Source organism: Bradyrhizobium sp. WYCCWR 13022, from assembly GCF_030435535.1.
Lineage (GTDB): Bacteria > Pseudomonadota > Alphaproteobacteria > Rhizobiales > Xanthobacteraceae > Bradyrhizobium.
In genome coordinates this window covers 108,149-128,261 of record NZ_JAUIZJ010000012.1, presented here as the reverse complement: position 1 = coordinate 128,261, position 20,113 = coordinate 108,149, and the positions used below count along the sequence as shown (strand labels likewise).

The window sequence follows — 20,113 nt, the reverse complement described above, 5'->3', positions numbered from 1 at the left end:
AATCACTTCCGCGCACCATAGTCAAGAGTCTTGTGAGAGACGGCGCCGTTTCGGCGAGCAGATTTTCTTTGCCCGCATAAGGCAAAGACATGCAATCACGTGCCCCAACGACGCCCTTTGGGCGGCGCTCGTTGAAGCTTGCCCATGTGGCAACACAAGTCGCAGTATCGACCAGGCCATCGGAAAAGATCGTCCATAAATGGAAGATCTTTCAGGCCATCTGCATCGCAAGGCCGCGCCTCGGTATCTCTGAGCGTGCGCTGACGGTGCTGGATGCTCTGCTCAGCTTTCATCCCGAGACTACGCTCACGGGTGAGGGTGACCTCATCGTGTTTCCGTCAAACAATCAGCTGACGCTGCGAGCTCACGGCATGCCGGTGTCCACGTTGCGGCGTCATCTCGCTGTGCTTGTCGACGCCGGGCTCATCGTTCGCAGGGATAGTCCGAACGGCAAGCGCTACGCTCGCAAAGGCAGCGGCGGTGACATCGAGCGCGCCTTTGGCTTTGACTTGTCGCCACTCGTCGTTCGCGCCGAAGAGTTCGAGAGGCTGGCTGAGGAAATCAAAGCGGAGGCTCGTGCTATCAAACATGCGCGCGAGCGCATCACACTCTGCCGTCGTGACATCGCCAAGATGATTGCAACGGGCATCGAGGAAAACGTGCCGACCCACAGGGAATGGAAGGGGCCGGCTGATTGGGACGAGGTGCATCGGGCATTCCGTTCGATCGTCGAGACGATTCCACGCCGGGCGACCTGCCAAGAACTTGAGGCGATCGCCGACGAACTATCGCAGCTTGCCGACGACGTCCTCAATCTGCTGGAAACTCACGTCCAAGCAGCAAATATGAGCGCCAATGAGTCCCATACTGAGCGTCACTTACAGAATTCAAACCCAAACACTCTTACTGAACTTGAACCTAGCCTCCAAGAAGGCAGGGCGGCGAGTACCGAGCCGCAACCACAACCGGCGCGATTTGCGGAAGGCTCCTATCCTTTGGGTATGGTCTTGAGCGCATGTCCAGACATCGTCGACTACGCCAAGGGAGGGATTTCAAACTGGCGCGATTTCATTGCGACTGCGGCGGTCGTTCGATCCATGCTTGGCATCAGTCCCAGCGCGTGGGAGGAGGCGCAGAGCGTCATGGGGGAGACTCAGGCTGCAATTGTGGTCGGCTGCATCCTGCAGCGAGGGGAGGTCATCCGTTCAGCCGGCGGATATCTGCGGGGGCTGACGCGAAAAGCCGAGGCCGGCGAATTCTCGCTCGGGCCAATCCTAATGGCGCAGATCAACTCACGACTGCACGAAAAACGAAGGGCCTAACGGCTAGTCTAGGTAAGTGTCTCTTGGGCCCAGCGGCTCGGGCCGTCGCAGGTTTGATGTTGAGGTTCAATTTGAAGAGGTCTTGGCTAACGGACTGGGCGCGAAGGCGACAGCACCTCAAGAAACGTCAGGCCAACATTGCGTACGGGCTAATGAGCGGTGACACCCACAGATTAGATCGTATGCGCCGTCGTTTTGCAACGACCTCAAGGCGCCTGATTCGTTCGCCGCAGCGCAGCAATTATCCGCCGCCAATTAAGCCCTTCGAATCTGTCTTGGCCTTGCATCGCTGTCTTTACGTCATGGCGCGCAGCCACGGCTGGCGCCATGGCGTCGACCACCGCCGGTACGAACTGCGGAACGTCCGCTTTTGTTGCCGGCGCCAGGTAAACACCTGTTGCGGTATCAGCCCGTGTCGTCGGGCATCTCGTCGCCGCCAGCGCCCACGAGTTTTGGCCGAGTGATATGCCTCGATAATGCTGCGCCGCGCTCGAGCATAGCTCTATAAGCCGCGCGACCATGCGTCCGCGAGTCTAAACGAAATGCTCAGGTCCGAGAATTATAAGGCTAACGTTTCTCATCTGCGACCTGCCGTGTGGGTAAACAAAAACCTGATCTGACGATCAGCCAAGGCACGAAGGCAATGCGCAACGGAACCAATCGTGCCGGCCGTTTAGACGGTCCACGCCTAAAAAAGGGTAACCCCGGCATTGCTGCCAGGGTTTGTGCTGTTGGATTTTGCTCAGCGAGATCCCGGATCGGCGGTACACCGCTTGCGCGCTGCACCGCGTCCGGGACGACTCGTCGTTAGAAGTCCATGCCGCCCATGCCGCCGGCGGGGGGCATCGCGGGGCCGGCAGCGGCCTTCTTCGGCAGCTCGGCGACCATGGCTTCGGTGGTGATCAGGAGCGCTGCAACGGAGGCTGCGTTCTGGATCGCGGTGCGGACCACCTTGGTCGGGTCGATGATGCCTTTGGAGACCAGGTTGCCGTATTCGCCGGTCTGGCTGTCGAAGCCGTAGGCGTACTGGTCCTTCTCCAGGATCTTGCCGATGATCACCGAGCCGTCTTCACCGGCGTTGATCGCGATCTGGCGAGCGGGAGCCGACAGCGCCTTGCGCACGATCTCGACGCCGGTCTTCTGGTCGTCGTTCTTGGTGCGCAGGCCCTTGAGCTGCTCGGAGGCACGGAGCAGGGCGACGCCGCCGCCCGGGACGATGCCTTCCTCGACAGCCGCGCGGGTCGCATGCATCGCGTCATCAACGCGATCCTTGCGCTCCTTCACCTCGACCTCGGTCGCGCCGCCGACGCGGATCACCGCGACGCCGCCTGCGAGCTTGGCAAGACGCTCCTGGAGCTTCTCACGGTCGTAGTCCGAGGTGGTCTCCTCGATCTGCGCCTTGATCTGGGCCACGCGCGCCTCGATGTCGGCCTTCTTGCCGGCGCCATTGACGATCGTGGTGTTCTCCTTGTCGATCATCACCTTCTTGGCGCGACCGAGCATGTTGAGCGTGACGTTCTCGAGCTTGATGCCGAGATCTTCCGAGATCGCCTGGCCGCCGATCAGGATCGCGATGTCCTGCAGCATGGCCTTGCGGCGATCGCCGAAGCCCGGAGCCTTGACGGCCGCGACCTTCAGGCCGCCGCGCAGACGGTTCACAACAAGCGTGGCCAAGGCCTCGCCTTCGACGTCCTCGGCGACGATGACCAGCGGCTTGCCGGTCTGCACCACGGCCTCGAGCAGCGGCAGCAGCTCGTTCAGCGAGGAGAGCTTCTTCTCGTTGATGAGGATGTAGGCGTCGTCCATCTCAACGCGCATCTTGTCGGCGTTGGTGACGAAGTAGGGCGAGATGTAGCCGCGGTCGAACTGCATGCCCTCGACGACGTCGAGCTCGGTCTCGAGCGACTTGGCTTCCTCGACGGTGATGACACCCTCGTTGCCGACCTTCTTCATGGCGTCGGAGAGGAACTTGCCGATCTCCTGGTCGCCGTTGGCCGAGATGGTGCCGACCTGGGCGATCTCGTCGTTCGAGGTGACCTTCTTGGAGTTCTTCTGGAGGTCTGCAACCACAGCCTCGACCGCGAGGTCGATACCGCGCTTGAGGTCCATCGGGTTCATGCCGGCGGCGACCGACTTGGCGCCTTCCTTCACGATCGCCTGGGCCAGCACGGTGGCGGTGGTGGTGCCGTCGCCGGCCGCGTCAGCGGACTTCGAGGCGACTTCGCGCACCATCTGGGCGCCCATGTTCTCGAACTTGTCGTCGAGCTCGATCTCCTTGGCGACGGTGACGCCGTCCTTGGTGATGCGGGGAGCGCCGAACGACTTGTCGAGCACGACGTTGCGGCCCTTCGGACCGAGCGTGACCTTCACCGCGTTGGCGAGGACGTCGACGCCGCGCAGCATCTTGTCGCGCGCTTCAACCGAGAATTTGACTTCTTTGGCTGCCATCTGGAATTTTCCTTAAGGTGTTTGACTGGAGGGAGGAGGGAGGCTCTTAAGCCGCCTTCTTCTTGGACTCGGCGACCTCGAGAACGCCCATCACGTCGCTCTCCTTCATGATCAGCAGGTCCTGGCCGTCGATCTTGACCTCGGTGCCGGACCACTTGCCGAACAGCACGCGGTCGCCGACCTTCAGGTCGATCGGGATCAGCTTGCCAGCTTCGTCGCGGCCACCGGGGCCGACGGCGACGACTTCGCCCTGGGAGGGCTTTTCCTTGGCAGTGTCGGGAATGATGATGCCGCCAGCGGTCTTCTCTTCTGCGTCGATGCGCTTGACCACGACGCGGTCGTGAAGCGGACGGAATTTCATGCAGTCCTCCTAATATTTGCACGAGTTGAGACTTCAACCTTGTGAGCAATCGATGCCTACGAGTGCTAGCGCAGACGCAGCTGAAATAGGACGGGGCTTCTACAGGAGCAAGAGCTTCCAGCAAAAAATCACACTCAGAAGTCGTCTCTGCCAGAATCATTTATCGTAGCTAACTGGCCCGGCCGCTATTAGCGCAGTGTGAGGTTGCCCTGCTCGGCCGAGGTCTGCACGATTTCGCGGCGGATGCTCTTGGCCTGGAAGAACGCTCAGACATTGGTGCGCTCGAGAGTCTTAGTAGTTGCTAAAGCCATTCTTGGTCTCATTGACTGCTCGGATACGGCTCCGGCCGAAACGAACCCTAGCGCTGATGAACGCGCGACGTAACAGGAGTTCGCCGGGCTTGCTTCAGTGGACGGAATTCTCATCGAGTTAGCCGCGACATCCGCAACAGCCAAGGAGTGTGAACAGGTTCGGGATGCCGTCTCGTTCTAGGCAAGCCGATCTTGAAAAATAGCGCCTTTTTTCATCTCGCTCCATCGCTAACCTTGGCAGTTGACCGGAGCTGGATGAAAGCGGCCAGGGGCCGGCGGCGACCTCTTCAAGGAGCTGAACGAAACGCCCGCGCGGGAGAACTGAATCAAGACGAGATCAGCGCTCACGCAAAGTTCAATCGCGCTTCGTCCGCCCTTCTTCCGCGGTGATGCTGATGATCGTATACGCATGCTTCTCGCGTCTTATATTGCGACGAGATGGGCTTCCGGGGAGGCAACGAGATGCAACGCCCCCGGTTTCACCGCATCTTCTTCAGACCGCTCGCGAAGAGTGGGGGCGGCACACGACTGGATCGGGGGATACGCCGAGTCCGCCCCCGCATCACCTTGAGAGGATTGGTGACGCGAGTTTGAAGGTAGCAAACAAGGCGATAGCGTAGCTACTGCAACTATCTCACACCAGGATGGCTCGCATGAGGGTTGAATCGGCCGTGGCGATAGGTTGTATGCTGTTGGGTCCTCGGGTGTCCCGGCTGTGCGGAGAGAAGAAATGCCGATTGTCACGACAGCGAGCGCAAGTGACGGACAAAGAACATTGCAGACAAGACGAAAGATGTGGTTCGGAGCCTAACATCCATCAGCAACAATGCTTCGATTTTCGCCGTTAGTCGCCCCGCTCAACGCGGTCTTCAATCTCGATAGTGCGTCAGACTGACCTCTTTTTGCGCTCTGATCTTCCCCCGAGAAAGCGGACGGGTTTAAGCGGCTTTTAGCTCCATCTCGATCGGAGGGATATATCCGATGGCGGAATAGAGCCTGGTTCGATTGGAGAAGCCCGCGATGAAGGCGAAGATGTCGCGCCGGGCTTCGGCACGGGTCTGGTACTGACGATGATGAACGAGCTCGGTCTTGAGGGTGTGGAAGAACCTCTCCATCGGGGCATTGTCGTAGCAGTCGATGCGTCAGGCCCGCGGCGGTAAGGGCCGCGCGATACTCGTGTGAAGCGTACTGCACTCCGCGATCGGAATGATGGACCAATCCGGCGTCCGGCCGCTGCTGGCGAAGCGCCATCGTCAGTGCGGAGGAGACGAGTTCGACCCGCATGTGATCCGGCATCGCCCAACCGACGATCTTGCGGCTGAAGAGGTCCATGACGGCTGCCAGGTACAGCCAGTCCTCCGCCGTGGGACGTAGGTGATATCGGCCAGCCAGACCCGGTTTGGGGCCGCGGCGGTGAAGTCGCGCGCGATCAGGTTTGGTGCGATCGGCAGATTGTGGCGACTGTCGGTGGTGCGGACGCGACATGGCGGCGCCATGATCGCCCGAATGCCATGCCGTCGCATCAGCCGTTCGATCCGGCCACGGCTGGCCCACGTCCCCGCGTCCGCAGGGCGGCGTGGACTCGAGAACTGCCGCTGGCTGCTCTCGCGATGGACCTGCCGGATCTCGGCATCGGCGTCGCCTGCGTGGTGGGCCGCCACGCCGCCGATGCCGGCTCCTGCCGGAATTTGTCTATCCAGCGGCGCAGCACCGCGCAGACCGAGCTCCTTGGCGACCGATCCGATCGATCGACCACTCGATACCGCCAGTTCAACGGCCTAGCGTTTGTAGTCCTCTGTGAACCATCGAAGTTGACGTTCTGGCATTCGATACCTCCGGGCTCTCTGAGCTACTACAGGTGTCCACTTATTCGGAGGAGGTGCAGAAGTCCTATCTCACGAGCGTCAGAAAGGCGCCGATGCATCAGCCGCTCAGAGCAGCCGTCATGGATTTTGAGGTGGTGCATGATCGCGTGCTGCGCGATCACATTGGCGTTCGAGGTCATATGTCCCTGCAACTTCCTGGCCGCAGAAACGATCTCCGGGGGGCTGCTAAATAGCCCAGTCGCCAGCGAGTGATCGCCAGTTCCTTGGAGAAAGCGTTGACCAGGATCGTCCGTGAACGTACGCCGGGCTGCGCCATGACAATCGATTCATGGCGCTCACGAGTGAATACGAAGCTGGAATAGCATTCGTCGGAAAAGATCCATAACTGGTAGTTGATGCGAGGCCTCCGATAGCTCGAAGGGTACTTCGATCATAGACTGCACCAGTAGGATTGTTGGGCGAGTTGACGATAATGGATTTCGTGCGCGGTGTACCAGCGGCGCGGATTGCGTCAATATCGGAATTATATCGGGGCGGGCGGGCATCAACGAACACGGGTTTTGCGCCAGCGAGAAGAACCTGGGACGGGAATGTCGGCCGGCAGGGACGAATGGCGATGGCCTCGTCACCCGGATCCAGCAGAGCCAACGCAACATTGAGCAGCCCTTGTTTTGCATCCGCTTCGAGACTCTAACTGCCGCTGGATGAACATTCAGTGGCAGGTCAGCAGTTATAACGATATCGTTCAAATGCCAGCCGATGCCGGTTTCCGATGACAGCTTTTCGGCAACGGCGCTGCGAAGCGGCGTCAGGCCGATGGCATCCGTATAGCGGTTTATCTTGGCCTTGATGGCGGCAATTGCCCCCTCGCGGGCCGATGATGGTGGATCGATGATCACTTCACCCGCCGCCAGATCGATGATCGGACGGCGCCATCGGCAGCTAACTTAGCTGCGTCACGAGCGGCGGCAGTGCCCGAACCTAAAAGCAAAGACAGTGGTTGCGCCAGCAGGCGCTCCTCCTGAGCTGATTGTGGTCTTTCACGATCGAACCACTCGGCCGCATTTCGCGATCTGCTCAGTCATAGGTCGCGCTTCGATTACGGCGAACTCCGCAGCAGATGAAGCCTCATAGCCACTCGAGATAGGCGCTCCCTCCTCAATCCAGGCAATGCGTCCTTTCGATTGAAAAGGGCAGCAGAACGTCCTCCCGCCGGAGTATCGGAAACCGCAACGCCAAACCAATGTGCTCGAAACCGCTACTGAGGCGGTGTTCACCAACAGCGCGCGAGCGACTCCGTCGTGGCCAATCGGCGTGGCACATCGGTGGAATGTGGAACCTGCGCGCCGGATGATCGTGTCAGCGAGCCGATCACGCCCTTCCACGCTAAAGGAGAGGACGCACTGACCGTGCTGCATTTCTGCGGTCGATTGTACAGCGCATTGATCACGTGCATTGGCAAGAACAGACTGTGATTCGGGTCGCATGCGGAATTCCTTGCAAGTGACGTGTGAGCAGTCGGGCGCACGTCGGTCAAATATTTGATGCACCGACGCCACCATATCAATTGATAAGTGTGGTAGTTGATCGCACAACCTGTAAGGCATTGGCTTCAGTGGAATGCGCTCTGCAATTCAAAGATCTTCGGTGCTGTCGATGGCGTAACGCCTGAGATCGTCGCATGCATGGCTGCGAGCTGCAACTTTCGAACAGACAAGCAAGAAGCTTTTCTGTGCGGGCCTTGTAGCTCCGGACTCGATGATATCGTGCAGGGCCGCAACGATTGTCGACCTCGGGGTAGCGCCCAGAATTGCACCTGGTTCATCGTCTTAAATGGTCGTGGTCTATTGGCGAGAGGGTTGCCGCGGTTTGTTTCGTGCGGAAACCCGGAAATCGAGCCACGATCCGACAGGAGAAACGATCGACCCTTTCATTAACGGAGCTGCTGCGGCGACATCCGTTGCCTGGCCGATCATCAGATACTTTAAGCGGGACTATCGACAAGGGCGATTGAACCGCAACAATCGATCGAGAACGAGATATCGGGTGGATGAAGACCTATCCTGGGTCAAGATATCGCTCTTCCGCGCGAGCGAGTTCGTCGTACCTTAATAACTCGAAGATCTCTTCAAGGGTCGCGATAGCTGGCTCAATGCTGGCAACGCCTTCCTCAGCGATAATGCGGCCGCAGACGTGCCGCATTGCCGCAGTCGCAGCTCGCATGGAGTGATTGGCCCAGATCACGGTAGAGATGCCGGCATCACGGTATGACGAGACCGGCGTTCGATAGTATTTTGTTGGAACGATTACGACAGGTCGGTGGTTCTGCCAGGAACTCGCGAACGAGAGTATCTCGTCCGCCGTGCTCTTACGCGAGTGAATGAGGATCGCGTCGGCTCCCGCAGCGGCGTAAGCACTAGCGCGTACCAGTGCTTCGTCCATTCCATGGCCGGCGATCAGGGCTTCGATCCGAGCCACGAGGACCAAGTCTTCCGCCACTGTATCCTTCACTGCCCGCAGACGGCCGGAGAATTCATCGATATCTGCGAGCGGATGCCGATCGCCAATGAACGAGTTCATTTTCGGAAAGCAGCTGTCCTCAAGCGCGACGCCGGCAGCGCCGCGCTGACGGAGTTTCCGTGCCAGCAGGCGTGCATTGTTGAAGTTCCCGAAGCCGCCATCACCGTCAACGAGCACAGGCAGTTCGGTCGAGTCGACGATCCGCTCGACCACGTCGACGAGTTGGCTCCATGATGCTTCGTTGGCATCTCGGTAGCCAAGAGAGGAGGCGATTGCGAGGCCCGACGCCCACAGACCTTTGAATCCCGCGCGCTTGGCGATTGCGCCGGAGAGCGCATCGTGAGCTTCCATGAGGAAGGAGAGGTCGCGGTTGGAGCAGATCTGAGCGCGCAGCATTTCTGCAAGTGAGGCGCATGGTTTAGGGCGGTTGCCGAGAACTGACTGTGATTGCATCGCGACTCCTTTGTTGGGACATGTGACCGGCGGACATTCTCGGGATGTTCTGCCAGTTCTCGATCGAGGTAAGCCGATCGCGCTCGTGTGGCTCAAGCGATAGCTGACATGCATTATCTAGATAAATGCTTAGACGTGGCAGTTGACCGAACGACCAAATTATTGGCGAGCGCTGTGGGATACTTCGGGGAGTTCGGTTAAGCCCTAACATCGCACCTGCCCTGATTAACTCGCCGATCTGCCGCTCGAGCGCTGCCCGCTTGCATACTCCCTTAACAGCCACTTGGTGGTTCTATAGCGGCCGACGTAAAGCTTGTAGTTGCGGAGCCGCGCCCGCCTCTTGGCGGATTGCCGGCCGGTGCTGCCGTCCTCGTACAGTGGCTCCATGCTTATGTCGAAGTCGAGGTATGGCATCACCGTAAGCTCGAGGAAGCGAGCGCCTTCGAAGTCTTTGCCGCTATGGGCTGGTTTGTAGCTGGCACGAATCAGCATCGAGCGCAGCAGCATGTGATCCTCGCCATAGATCTGGGTGAAGATCTTGCGCTTCGGCCAGACGATCGACCGGGCGATGATTTCATTCTTGCGTTCCACATAGGCGCAGGCCAAATCGCCGGCGCCATAGGCGCGCGCCGGGTGCTCCGTGGCATTGCCGTAGCCGCCATACTTGCCGAGCTTTTCGACCGGTCCTGACATGCAGCTGGACGGGCCGACAATATAGACATGCTCGATCTCGTCCGGTGTTCGCGCTAGCTTCAGTTCGAGGCCCTGCTGATCGGCCGCGAACAGGTTGGCGAGTTGGGTGATCTCGTCCGCGCCGACGAAGTCGGCAAGGTACTTCTGCAGGTAGGTTCCGACCTTCATCTGAGTGTGGAGGTCTCGCTCACCATTTTCCACGCTCTCGGTGAAGGCAATCTTGCTTTTGTCCTTCCTGGAAACATGCAGAAAATGGTCTTTGGGAATCTGGTCGGCCCACCAGACGCCGGACGCAAAGAATGGTTTTTGATATTCGCCCCGGTCGAAGCGGGCCTGCTCGCGGCAGCGCCAGTTCGGGTCCGGTCCCTTGCGCGGGATCAGTTTACGGTTGAGGGTATTGGAAAGCCCGATCTTTTTCGACCCCCGCGTCTCTGCGATGGTTAGCGCCGCCTTGCTGGCACCGTCGACGAACGGCACGAATGTCCCGGGGGCGGGCATTTCGACGATCTGGTACATCAGGCGATGCCCGGTGCCGGCGAGCTGCGCCAGATCGGCCTCTGTGATTTTATTGTCGCTCATGCGTCATTTTCACGCGTCTGAATACTCGCCCTTAGCTTTGGCGGTGAGGCGGAGCCAAACAAAAGCGCCTCTAAAGCCTTCTCAGTGCTGTACTTGGCCAGGGCCTGAATTAACGGCCGCACATAATACTGTCTCTCTTCTTCCTGTATGAGCTTCGAATCGCTCAGCGAGGTCAGTGCCAGTTCGATCAACTCGATCGCCCGTTCCTTGTTGCCGCTCTCGTAATAGTACTCAGCGATCGCCCCATAAGACCGGAACTTATAGCCATCGGCTTGCGGTGGATTCAGCCATAAAATGTGTTCAGCCAAATCCCTGCCCATTGCAAAGCGCTCGGCAAGGGGGAGGTGCGAGGCATCATTTGCCGGATCGAAGAGTTGGGTTAGAGCCACCGTCATCAATTCCTCGGACCCTTTATCGATCGCGTCACGAACCAATTGGCGCATGACGGGCAAGCCGGCCCGTAAGTCGCGAATTTTGTGAAGCAACAGATTGACATGAATCTCACGAAGGTCGATTTCGTCCGGCATCAAGACGAGCCCCTCTTGGACCGCCGAGAGCGCCGTCGTCCAATCCTTTGCCCACAGCGCCGCCCGAAGTTTAGCGTAGATTGGCGAGGTGGGCGTTAGCTCGCGGGCTACCCGTTGGTTCTGCTCAATCCGCTTCGCGTCGGCGGCTTTAGCTTCTTCGCTGGTTCGCCAGACCCCTTGAAGAACCTTCGGCAAAACATCATTGAGTTGCATTGGATGTCCTATGAACGCGATGTGGCCGTCGCGATCGACGACGAAAGAGATGGGAATCCCGGAGCAAAACTGGGGTCTCCCCAAAGCTGCTTCATCTCGCCTGTGAAGTCGAACGCAATCCGATAGTTCAGTTTCGGAGACGTTTCGGTCAACCACGCCTCCAACTTGGTTCTGGCCTCGTCCGCCGTTGGTGCTTCTTCGCCACATGCGACTCCGATGACCTCAACTCCGCAATCTTTATATTTCTCCTGCAGTTGAACGAGATAGGGCATCGCCGCCGTCATACATCGTCCGCACCTACTTGCCCAAAATTCGACAATGTAGACTTTCCCGCACTCGAAGTTCGCAAGGGGCTGGCCACGCAGCCAACTCCCCACCTTGATGGGAGGAGCCAAAGATTCCATGCGCAGCGCCACGTTGCTGTCCGACATATTATCAAACCCTACGCGACTTATTTTGACCGCTTGTCTCTAAGAAACGGGTGGAGAGCATCGATCGCGTGCGTGCACTCAGCACTCTTAGTACTGCGTGTTTGCAATGAGTGTGCCAGCGGTCGGAGCGCGTTAGGCCTATGATCGCACTTTTGAAAACCCCCCGGCGCCCAATTCGGGCAGTGTTCTGAACCAGACGCGTTTGGCGCCAATGTCACAAACTAGACACAGATCGCGCCTTGCGCCGCCTACAAACACTGGTGTGGCGGTTGTGAGCCGACTTACAAGTATAGCTGGTGAGCTAGACGGATGGTCCGACAAAGACGAACAGTGTGTCCGCCAGCATGGCTTGCTTCGATAGCTCCGACCAGCGCGCGACTTCGTTGTGTTGCACGTCTTAGGTTTAAAGGCATGCAGAAGGGAGCTACGCACGGCATGAGAAAAGCGGGGTAACGAGGCCAGTGCCGAAGCATGCCAGAAGCTCTCAAGGAGAGCGATATGCCGCGAAGGAGATTGCAAACATATCCCATTTCGTCAGCCCGACGAGATCGACGACCCAGTGACCAATGTCCTGCGCGCCGCGGCAACTTCTGGGCAAGCTATCACGAAATTATCTTGCCACGGTAAAAGGAGTTGAAGCCGACGAAAGCGCCGTGTCCTGTGGCATGGTTATGGTCCGTCGCGAACGATCAGGCCGGCAGCGGCCCGATCGAAGTAGCGCGGCCGAATGTCGCAACCGCGGGGCGGCTCGAGATGGCGAGCTGATTCCTGCGTGAGGTTTGTCTGGCGCCGAACCGGCGTCCGGCGAAGCGGCGATCGACGTCTTAGTGGAAAATTACCGCGCCAAGTAGGGCCAGGTGATCAGATTGTCTATCAATAATCGTGCCGCGCTGCTAACCTTCTACGGCTCTCTAGCCGAACATGGGATTCACTTGCGCACGACCACCCGCAACTTCCGAAACGACGAGATGATGAAGCTTCGCGCGCCCGTGGAGAAGGCCCCAGACCTGCGCGAGATGATTGGCTTTGCCGCCAACGGCTGATGAAGCTGGAGGTCGCCGTACAGACCGGAGCGGCCTACGGCGAGCAGAGTGCCAGCGGTTGAACTACGCATTCCCAAACTGCGCAAGGAAGCTACTTCCCGGGTTCCTGGAGCCGCGCCGCATGGCTAAGAAAGCGCTGAGCGCAGTGACGAGGAGGCCTACGTGCAGGGCGTCTCGAACCGCTCGGTGGATCATCTCGTGCAGGCCATGGGCATGACCGGGATCTCCAAAAGCCGGGTCAGCCGGCTCTGCGGTGACATCGAAGACAAGGTGTGAAGGCTTTCCTCGCCTGCCCGATCGAAGGCGACTGGCCGTATTTGCGGACCGACGCCACCCACCTGAAGGTGCACCAGAATAGCCGCATCGTCTCGCTCGCGGTGTTCCTCGCGGCCGGTGTCAACGGCGACGGCCGGCGCGAGATCCTCGGCATGGACATGGGCCCGTCCGAAGCCGAGGCGTTCTGAACGACTTTTCTGCGCAAGCTCGCCCACCGCGGCCTACGTGGCGTAAAGCTGGTTGTGTCCGATGCCCATGAGGGCATCAAGGCCGCCGTCAGCAAGGCGCTCAACGCGACCCGGCAGCGCTGCCGCGCGTCCCCTTCATGCGCAACGTCTTCGCGCATGCGGCAAGAGCCGGCCGGCGCGTCGTGTCCGCCTTCATCGCCACCGCGTTCGCCCAACACAATGTTGAAGCGGCCAGGGCGCAGTGGCGCAAGGTCGCCGATCAGCTCCGGCCTCAAACTGTCCAAGCTCGCGACCCTCATGGACGAAGCCGAGCTCGGCGTGCGAGCCTATATGAGCTTCCCGGCTCCGCACCACGCCAAGCTCCACTCGACCGATCCGATCAAGGGCCTCAACGGCGGAATAAGCGGTGGACCGAAGTCGTCGGCATCTTCCCAATGAAGACGCCATCGGTCGCCTCGTTGGTGCGTTTTTGCTCGAGCAAAACGACCAATGGGTCCTCCAGCGCGCCCGCTACATGACACTGGAAACCATCGCGTCATTGAGCGATCATCGTCGTTCTGCCCGCTGTGGCAGGCTGATGCCTTCCGACCCGCCGGAACATCGGCGGTGACCTGCCGCCAGCTACACCACGCCACGGAACACGATCCGCCCAAAACGCCGTGATCGACGGGCTGAGCCGTCGCCTACAGAACTGCCGCGCGCTCAGATATGCTCCACCAGCGAACTCTCCTTTTCCATGGAAGCTCACGATGCGCTCTCCAGCGTGATCCCAAGAACGCAGGGTTCGAAGCCCGTGGGCGGCGGGCCTACCAATTCTGCCTGCTCTTTCGGCTCGCGAGACGCCAATAAGGATCATGGAGCCAACTCATCGACATGGTCGAGCGGATCGTCGACTCGACCGCACGGCCTGTGCGCGTTCACGGTGATGGCTCCTTCGGCAATTTCAATAATGCGCGCCTGCTAGCACGAGAACTTCGTCAGCGCGGGCGTCCCGGGTGTCGCGTATGAAGGCCCCGGTGAGAGCCGACGCGAACTAGTTGCCAAGGCTCGCATGATGCCATCCACGCAGCATTCCCGGGACTTGAGGCCGTCGCGAAAGCTCGACGTCGCGCTAGTCCTTATCCTCGTCGCGCTCCTGCGACGGATCTGAGATCAGCTTGAGGCGTATCGCCTTGATGATACCCAGGACGCGGGTCCTCGTATCAAGCTCTTGCCGGGCGTTCTTAACATGATAATTGACCGTATTCTCGGTGATCTTCAGTTCCTTCCCCATGACGATCTCCCTTCTGCCCCCAACTGGAGGCATTGTTTTTCGCGCTCGGATAGCTTCACTGACGTATCGTGGTTCATGTTTTAGGCGCTCCGTATTACGACCAGATCGCAATCTCTAACCAGCAAGCCGCATGCCAGTTGGGGGCTTGAGAAAATCAGGCGACAAATGCTTGAGAAAGGGCGGACGATCGATTTGCGTCGCCTTAGCGGTCGAAGCATCGCGACATAAGTCGGAAACTCAACGTCCCCTTTGCAGCACCGGCGACATCAGTCGATATCGATCAAGAAGAGCGCGGCCTAGAATGGGACCGTTTTGCTCTCTTCATCTGCGGCGACGGCGCGGTGTGTAACTGAACAGTAACCGGCATGTGGCCCCCACCGAGCCGCCGCTCGGTTTGCGCTCGATAAAGCCTGGCATGAGCTGATCGGTGGAGGTGGAACGATGGCAAATGCCATGCTTGATGCCAGGCAGGAAGATGACGCCTATCGTCGCGTCGAGGTGATCACCGGGGAGCGCCGACGGCGTCGGTGGACTAGCGAGGAGAAGGCCCGGATCGTGGCAGAGAGCTTTGAGGAGGGTGCGAACATCTCCGAGGTTGCGCGGCGCAATGGCGTTTCGCGCGGGCTGCTTACGGTGTGGCGCCGCCAAGTTGCGGCGGCGGTGGGGGGCAAGGCACCGAACTTCGAGCCAATCGAAATTGGTCCCGGGATCGATAGCGGGACAGCGGGCGAGCATGAACGTATTTCCGGGCTACAGACGAGGCCTTTGGAGATCGCCGCGCCGCCGGCCAAGGTTTGCGGAGTTGTCGAGATCGAGGTGAACGGGGCGCGCATCCGGGTCGAGCCGGGCGTTGAGCTGGCGACGCTGTCGACCGTGCTGGCGGCGCTTCGGGGTATCCGGTGATTGCGCTACGCTCTGACCTCAAGGTGGTGCTGGCGACACAGCCGGTCGATTTCCGCAAGTCGGTGCATACACTGTCGGCACTGGTGAGCGAAGCGCTGCGTGCGAATCCGTATTGTGGTGACGTCTTCGTGTTCCGCAGCAAACGCACGGACAGAGTGAAGCTTCTGGCGTGGGACGGCAGCGGCATGGTGCTGGTGACGAAGTGGTTGCACCAGGGGCACTTCACCTGGTCGCTGATCCGCGAAGGCGTGGTGCATCTCAGTGCGACACAGCTCGCAATGCTGCTCGACGGACTCGAGTGGACGCGCGTCTCGGCCAAGCTCGTGAAGCAGCCGGCAATTGTCGGCTGAGAGGAGAGGATTTCGCTGGAGCCTGCGGCGCGCGGAGGTATGGTCCATTTATGGCGATACGCCCCGGGACGTTTCCCGACTGATCCAGCCGCTCTAACGGAGATGGTGCTCGCGCTCGACGCCCAGAACGAGAAGCTGCGTGTTGCGGTGCAGACGCTCAAGGAGATGATCTTCGGGAAGCGCTCGGAACGCCTTGCCACGCTCGTGGCCGAACAGCTTGCGCTTGAGCTTGACGATCTTGAGACCAGTGTCACGCCGCCTGCAGCTGCCAACGACGATGCACCTGCGGTGAAGCCGTCCGATAAGCTACGTAAGAAGGCGCGCCGCAACATCGGCGCGTTGCCCAAGCATCTGCCGCGCTGTGAGCAGGTCCTGGAGCCGGAGGTGACGGCCTGCCCGTGCTGCCAGGGCCAGCCTCACAAGATCGGCGAGGACGTCAGCGAGGTGTTGAACGTGATCCCGGCGCTCCTGCGCGTGCTGCGCACGATCCGTCCCAAATACGGCTGCCGCGGCTGCACCGATGGCGCGGTCCAGCCAAAGTGCTGCCGCGCCTGATTGAGGGCGGTATGGCCTCGACGGCCCTCGTGAGCCATATGGTGGTCTCGAAGTTCGCCTGGTATTTGCCGCTGTACCGGTAAGTTCAGATCCTGGCCGGCCACGGCATCCATCTTGACCGCGCGACACTCGCCGGTTGGGTCAAACGTACCGCCTGGTGGCTCAGGAGCCTTTATGAGCTGTAGCTGCGGATCATTCAGGCTGCGCCGCGCGTGTTCTGCGACGAGACGCCGATGCCGGTGCTTGATCCAGGACGACATCGTCCCCGCATCTGCCAGTTCTGGGCGCATGCTATGGATCACCGGCCATGGGGTGGCCCCTCGCCGCCGGCGGTTACCTACGTATTCGCCGACGGCCGCGGCACCGAGGAGATCGCCGGACAGTTGACGGGCTTTTGCGGCGTTCTGCAGGTGGACGGTTATGCCGCCTACAAGGCCGTGGCCCGCCGTCATGGCGGCGCGATCCAGCTCGCCTTTTGTCTCGTCCATGCTCGACGCAAATTCGTCCAGGTGTACAAGTCCACGCAGTCGCCATTCGCGCGCGACGTGATTGAACGGCTGCAGGCGGTCTATGCGATCGAGGCAGAGATCCGCGGCAGCAGTGCGGAGCAGCGGCTGGCCGCCCGCCGCACCAGGAGCGCCCCGTTGATGGTGGCGCTCAATGCGCTACTGATTGAGATGAGCTGTTTTCCCAATCGAAGCTGACAGAGGCGATCAACTATGCGCTCAATCACTGGGACGGACTGACGCTGCTTCTCAGCGATGGCCGCGTCGAGGTCGATTCCAACACGGTCGAGCGTTCCATGCGCCCGATTGCCATGGGAAGACGCAACTCCTTGTTCAGCGGGAGCGAAGGCGGTGCCGAGAGCTGGGCCATCCTCGCGTCGCTCATGAACACCGCAAAGCTCCATGAGCTCGATCCGCAAGCCTATCTGACCGACGTGCTGGAGCGCATTGTCTCCGGTGGAACCAAGAGCCATCAACTGCGCGAACTGCTCGCCTGGCACTGGAAGGCGGCGCGCCAGCGCACCGCACAGGCCGCGGCATGAGCCCGGGTCGTCATAAAGCAGCGTCGTCAATGACGGCAGCCGCGATGCCACTCGAGGAGCTCGAGCGATGGCTGCAGGCTAGGGTCGATCAGCATCCTGACGCCACCAATCTCCCCATGCTCGACGGCTACGTCGCCGCAATCGTGGCCGGACCGGTGTCGATGAGCCCACTCGACTGGATCTGCCCGCTGCTCGCCATCGATGCCGATGCCTTCAACCACGGCGGCACCCCGGAGTTTGCAGCCATATCGGCTGTCGTCCTGCGTCACAACGACATCAGCAACACCCTCTCGACCGCACCCGACAGGTTCGCGCCGATGCACCGGCGTAAACCCAGTGGAGACGTCGATCCGCGACCATGGTGCCAAGGCTTCTACGCCGCGATGCGGCTCAAGCTATTGGCGTGGGCACCGTTGCTGGACATCGGCAACGTCAATCACGGCCTACTTCTACCTATCCTGCTGCACTGTCGCGACGATCAGGGCCGACCGCTGCTTGGACCGCCACGAAGCGGCCGCGAGACCAAGAAACTTCTGCGTAACGCCCACGCCGATATTCCCACGGCGGTCGAAGCCTTGCGGCAATACTGGATGCCGATCCGCTACGCCCGCGCTCACTGATCACTGCGGACGTGGGAGCTCATGCCGGTTACCTTCAAAATAACCGCGGCAGCGCAACCTACGGGAATCTCGCAATGCATCCCCGCTTTGGGACTGAAGGCCGTGGGGAGGGGGCCAAGGTCCTCACGCGTGTGTGTCGCCTGACCCCGGCAGTACAATGGTCAAACACTTGATCAACGCAGCCGTGGAAAACGGTTTGGCAAGAAAGCAGATCCCGCCAGCCTTGATCGCTCGTGCGCGCACCCCATCGCCGTGATGAAGATGAACGGCATACGATGACCGGGGCTTCGCATATGCATCAGCAGGTCAATTCCGCTCATCATGGACATTTGGACGTCGGTAATCACGCAGGTCGTCTCGGCCAATGCCGCAGCGCGCAGGAACTCCTCGGCGGAGGCAAAGGCAAGGACCGCGTATCCGTACGATGCCAGAAGATTGCTCGTTGCACTGCGAACGGATGGATCATTGTCGATGACCGAAATGATAGAAGGCTTTGACAAACTGATTGCTCGTGATCCGGGCTGCTCCGCCTGCGGAATGTTCACAGTAGAGGGGCTACGAGCCACATCAGAGGTTTGGGAGCAGCTTGAGTGTCGGGAGAAGGAGACGCTGCAAGACGCGGAACGTCTAACCGAGCAACTTCTGGACCGGCTGATTTCCGAAAGTTTGCCGGACGAATCCGTAACCCAGGATCATGTCAATGTACTGTATCGGCATTGGCCATTGCCGATGTACAATCTCGACCTCCATCCGATCCCGGTATCTCTCGAAGAGCTGAAGGCCGAGCAGGAGCGCCTCCTCTGGGCAGAGGTCGGCGACCCTCGATGACACTGACGATTTGAGTGATCAATCCGATATCAGCATGAGTTTGCGAGGTTTGAGCTGGTCCCGCAAATCTGAACAGCGCGATAAGTGGAGTTTCTGCCTGACGGCGGGCAAGATTGACCCGCGAATCAGGAGCGACGATGAGCAGACGAGCACGGCGGAACGACACTGCGGCTTTCACGGCGAAGGTGGCGCTTGCCGCCCTCAAGGGTGACGGCACGCTGGCACAACTGGCGGAGCAGTTCGACGTTCACCCCAATCAGATCACATCGTGGAAGGCGCAGCTCGAAGGCGGCGCTGCCGATGTGTTCGGTCCGGACGGCGGGAGTCGGATCGCCGAACCCACCATCGACGTGAAGTCGCTGCACACCAAGATCGGCGAGTTGACGCTGGAGAACGAGTTTTTAGAAGGAGCGCTCACCAAGGCGGGATTGCTGAGCGCAAAGCGATGATCGACCGTGAACACGATCTGCCGATCAGCAAGCAGGCGGAAGCCCTGAGCATCAGCCGCGGCAGCGTCGATTACCTGCCGCGTCCGGTGTCGCCCAAAGACCTCGCGCTGATGCAGCGGCTCGACCGGCTGCACCTGGAGTTTCCATTCGCCGGTTCGCGTATGTTGCGACGCCTACTGGCTGCAGAGGGGTGCAAGATCGGCCGCCGGCATTTCAAACCGCTGATGCGGCGGATGGGGATAAAGGCGCTGTACCGCCGTCCGCGCACCACCCAACCCGAGCCCGGGCACAAGATCTATCCATAGCTGCTGCGCGGTATGGAGATCACGCGTCCGAACCAGGTTTGGGCGATGGACATCACCTACATCCCGATGGCACGAGGCGTCGTTTATCTGGCCGTGGTGCTGGACTGGGCGACCCGCCGGGCGCTGTCGTGGCGGCTGTCGATCACCATGGAGGCCGCATTCTGCGTCGCGCCACTGGAAGATGCCATGGCCCGTCACGGCAAGCCGGAGATCTTCAACACCGACCAGGGCTCGCAGTTCACCGGCGCGGCGTTCACCGGAGTGCTCGCTGACAATGACATCGCCATCAGCATGGAGGCCGCGGCGCCTGGCGGGACAACGTGTTCGTCGAGCGGCTGTGGCGCAGCGTCAAATACGAGGAGGTGTATCTGCGGGCCTACGACAGCGTCAGCGAAGCTCGCGCCTCGATCGGCCGTTATTTGGACTTCTACAATTGCCGCCGTCCACATTCGAGCCTTGACGGCGGCACACCGGATCAAGCCTACTTCACCTCGCTGCCGCTTCGCACGGCAGCCTAAACCCGGCAGAGGCTCCACTTATCGACGCGCAGTTGCTGTTCAGACAACCGGGACCAGGTCAGTTACGCGGCCA

At 60.1% G+C, this 20,113-nt stretch carries 15 protein-coding genes and 7 pseudogenes; 11 read left to right on the top strand and 11 right to left on the bottom strand.

Annotation, left to right across the window (positions count from 1 at the left end; genetic code table 11):
- The first annotated feature begins 89 nt into the window (after window positions 1–89).
- A complete protein-coding gene (gene repC, locus QY049_RS20030) occupies window positions 90–1,322 on the top strand; it encodes a plasmid replication protein RepC (RefSeq protein WP_128929792.1) in 1,233 nt (410 codons plus the stop codon).
- Window positions 1,323–2,129: 807 nt separating this feature from the next.
- Here the strand turns inward: repC and groL are convergent.
- The 9 genes and pseudogenes from groL to QY049_RS39100 form a co-directional block, all read right to left on the bottom strand.
- Window positions 2,130–3,770 carry a chaperonin GroEL gene (gene groL, locus QY049_RS20025; RefSeq protein ID WP_301269862.1) on the bottom strand — a complete coding sequence of 547 codons (1,641 nt, stop codon included), beginning with the start codon at window positions 3,768–3,770 and terminating at the stop codon, window positions 2,130–2,132.
- A gap of 46 nt (window positions 3,771–3,816) precedes the next feature.
- On the bottom strand, window positions 3,817–4,131 hold the full coding sequence (locus QY049_RS20020; protein ID WP_128955103.1) for a co-chaperone GroES: 315 nt from the start codon (window positions 4,129–4,131) through the stop codon (window positions 3,817–3,819).
- 1,249 nt (window positions 4,132–5,380) lie between these two features.
- A pseudogene (locus QY049_RS20015) lies at window positions 5,381–6,036 on the bottom strand (IS3 family transposase); the annotation flags it as partial.
- Between the two features lie 407 nt (window positions 6,037–6,443).
- Window positions 6,444–6,647: an aminotransferase class I/II-fold pyridoxal phosphate-dependent enzyme gene (locus tag QY049_RS20010; RefSeq protein WP_256438976.1), complete on the bottom strand. Its 204-nt coding sequence runs from the start codon at window positions 6,645–6,647 to the stop codon at window positions 6,444–6,446.
- 89 nt (window positions 6,648–6,736) lie between these two features.
- Window positions 6,737–6,916: pseudogene (locus QY049_RS20005) on the bottom strand (DegT/DnrJ/EryC1/StrS family aminotransferase); the annotation flags it as partial.
- 1,410 nt (window positions 6,917–8,326) lie between these two features.
- On the bottom strand, window positions 8,327–9,184 hold the full coding sequence (gene aepX, locus QY049_RS20000; RefSeq protein ID WP_128930179.1) for a phosphoenolpyruvate mutase: 858 nt from the start codon (window positions 9,182–9,184) through the stop codon (window positions 8,327–8,329).
- Window positions 9,185–9,466: 282 nt separating this feature from the next.
- A complete protein-coding gene (locus QY049_RS19995) occupies window positions 9,467–10,513 on the bottom strand; it encodes a hypothetical protein (protein ID WP_128929790.1) in 1,047 nt (348 codons plus the stop codon).
- Window positions 10,510–11,253: a hypothetical protein gene (locus QY049_RS39105; RefSeq protein ID WP_308421720.1), complete on the bottom strand. Its 744-nt coding sequence runs from the start codon at window positions 11,251–11,253 to the stop codon at window positions 10,510–10,512. The genes QY049_RS19995 and QY049_RS39105 overlap by 4 nt, the downstream gene beginning before the upstream one ends.
- Before the next feature lie 8 nt (window positions 11,254–11,261).
- A complete protein-coding gene (locus tag QY049_RS39100) occupies window positions 11,262–11,684 on the bottom strand; it encodes a TlpA disulfide reductase family protein (RefSeq protein WP_308421721.1) in 423 nt (140 codons plus the stop codon).
- An 866-nt stretch (window positions 11,685–12,550) separates the two neighbouring features.
- On the opposite strand from QY049_RS39100, the gene QY049_RS39095 reads away from it, so the two are divergent.
- From QY049_RS39095 to QY049_RS39080, 4 genes and pseudogenes are all read left to right on the top strand, one after another.
- The gene (locus QY049_RS39095) at window positions 12,551–12,727 is read left to right on the top strand and encodes a hypothetical protein (RefSeq protein WP_237867299.1); all 177 of its coding nucleotides are present in this window, start codon (window positions 12,551–12,553) and stop codon (window positions 12,725–12,727) included.
- A gap of 162 nt (window positions 12,728–12,889) precedes the next feature.
- Window positions 12,890–13,003: a transposase gene (locus tag QY049_RS39090; protein WP_237867298.1), complete on the top strand. Its 114-nt coding sequence runs from the start codon at window positions 12,890–12,892 to the stop codon at window positions 13,001–13,003.
- Window positions 13,000–13,260, top strand: a pseudogene (locus QY049_RS39085) (transposase); the annotation flags it as partial. The gene QY049_RS39090 and the pseudogene QY049_RS39085, both read left to right, overlap by 4 nt.
- A gap of 68 nt (window positions 13,261–13,328) precedes the next feature.
- Window positions 13,329–13,709: a hypothetical protein gene (locus QY049_RS39080; RefSeq protein WP_367401019.1), complete on the top strand. Its 381-nt coding sequence runs from the start codon at window positions 13,329–13,331 to the stop codon at window positions 13,707–13,709.
- Window positions 13,710–14,302: 593 nt separating this feature from the next.
- Here the strand turns inward: QY049_RS39080 and QY049_RS19980 are convergent.
- A complete protein-coding gene (locus QY049_RS19980; protein WP_232995617.1) occupies window positions 14,303–14,464 on the bottom strand; it encodes a hypothetical protein in 162 nt (53 codons plus the stop codon).
- 453 nt (window positions 14,465–14,917) lie between these two features.
- Between QY049_RS19980 and QY049_RS39075 the strand changes: the two are divergent.
- The 4 genes and pseudogenes from QY049_RS39075 to QY049_RS19960 form a co-directional block, all read left to right on the top strand.
- Window positions 14,918–15,109: pseudogene (locus QY049_RS39075) on the top strand (transposase); the annotation flags it as partial.
- 254 nt (window positions 15,110–15,363) lie between these two features.
- Window positions 15,364–15,717 (top strand): IS66 family insertion sequence element accessory protein TnpB, encoded by a 354-nt coding sequence (gene tnpB, locus QY049_RS19970; protein ID WP_128929788.1) that lies wholly within the window; start codon window positions 15,364–15,366, stop codon window positions 15,715–15,717.
- A 39-nt stretch (window positions 15,718–15,756) separates the two neighbouring features.
- Window positions 15,757–17,320 (top strand): annotated as a pseudogene (locus tag QY049_RS19965) (IS66 family transposase).
- Between the two features lie 29 nt (window positions 17,321–17,349).
- On the top strand, window positions 17,350–17,940 hold the full coding sequence (locus QY049_RS19960) for a YecA family protein (RefSeq protein WP_128955102.1): 591 nt from the start codon (window positions 17,350–17,352) through the stop codon (window positions 17,938–17,940).
- A 123-nt stretch (window positions 17,941–18,063) separates the two neighbouring features.
- Here QY049_RS19960 and QY049_RS19955 read toward each other — a convergent pair.
- Window positions 18,064–18,440, bottom strand: a pseudogene (locus tag QY049_RS19955) (response regulator transcription factor).
- On the opposite strand from QY049_RS19955, the gene QY049_RS19950 reads away from it, so the two are divergent.
- On the top strand, window positions 18,412–18,768 hold the full coding sequence (locus QY049_RS19950; protein WP_128955101.1) for a hypothetical protein: 357 nt from the start codon (window positions 18,412–18,414) through the stop codon (window positions 18,766–18,768). The pseudogene QY049_RS19955 and the gene QY049_RS19950 overlap by 29 nt on opposite strands.
- Before the next feature lie 137 nt (window positions 18,769–18,905).
- A pseudogene (locus tag QY049_RS19945) lies at window positions 18,906–20,040 on the top strand (IS3 family transposase).
- Window positions 20,041–20,113: the final 73 nt, after the last annotated feature.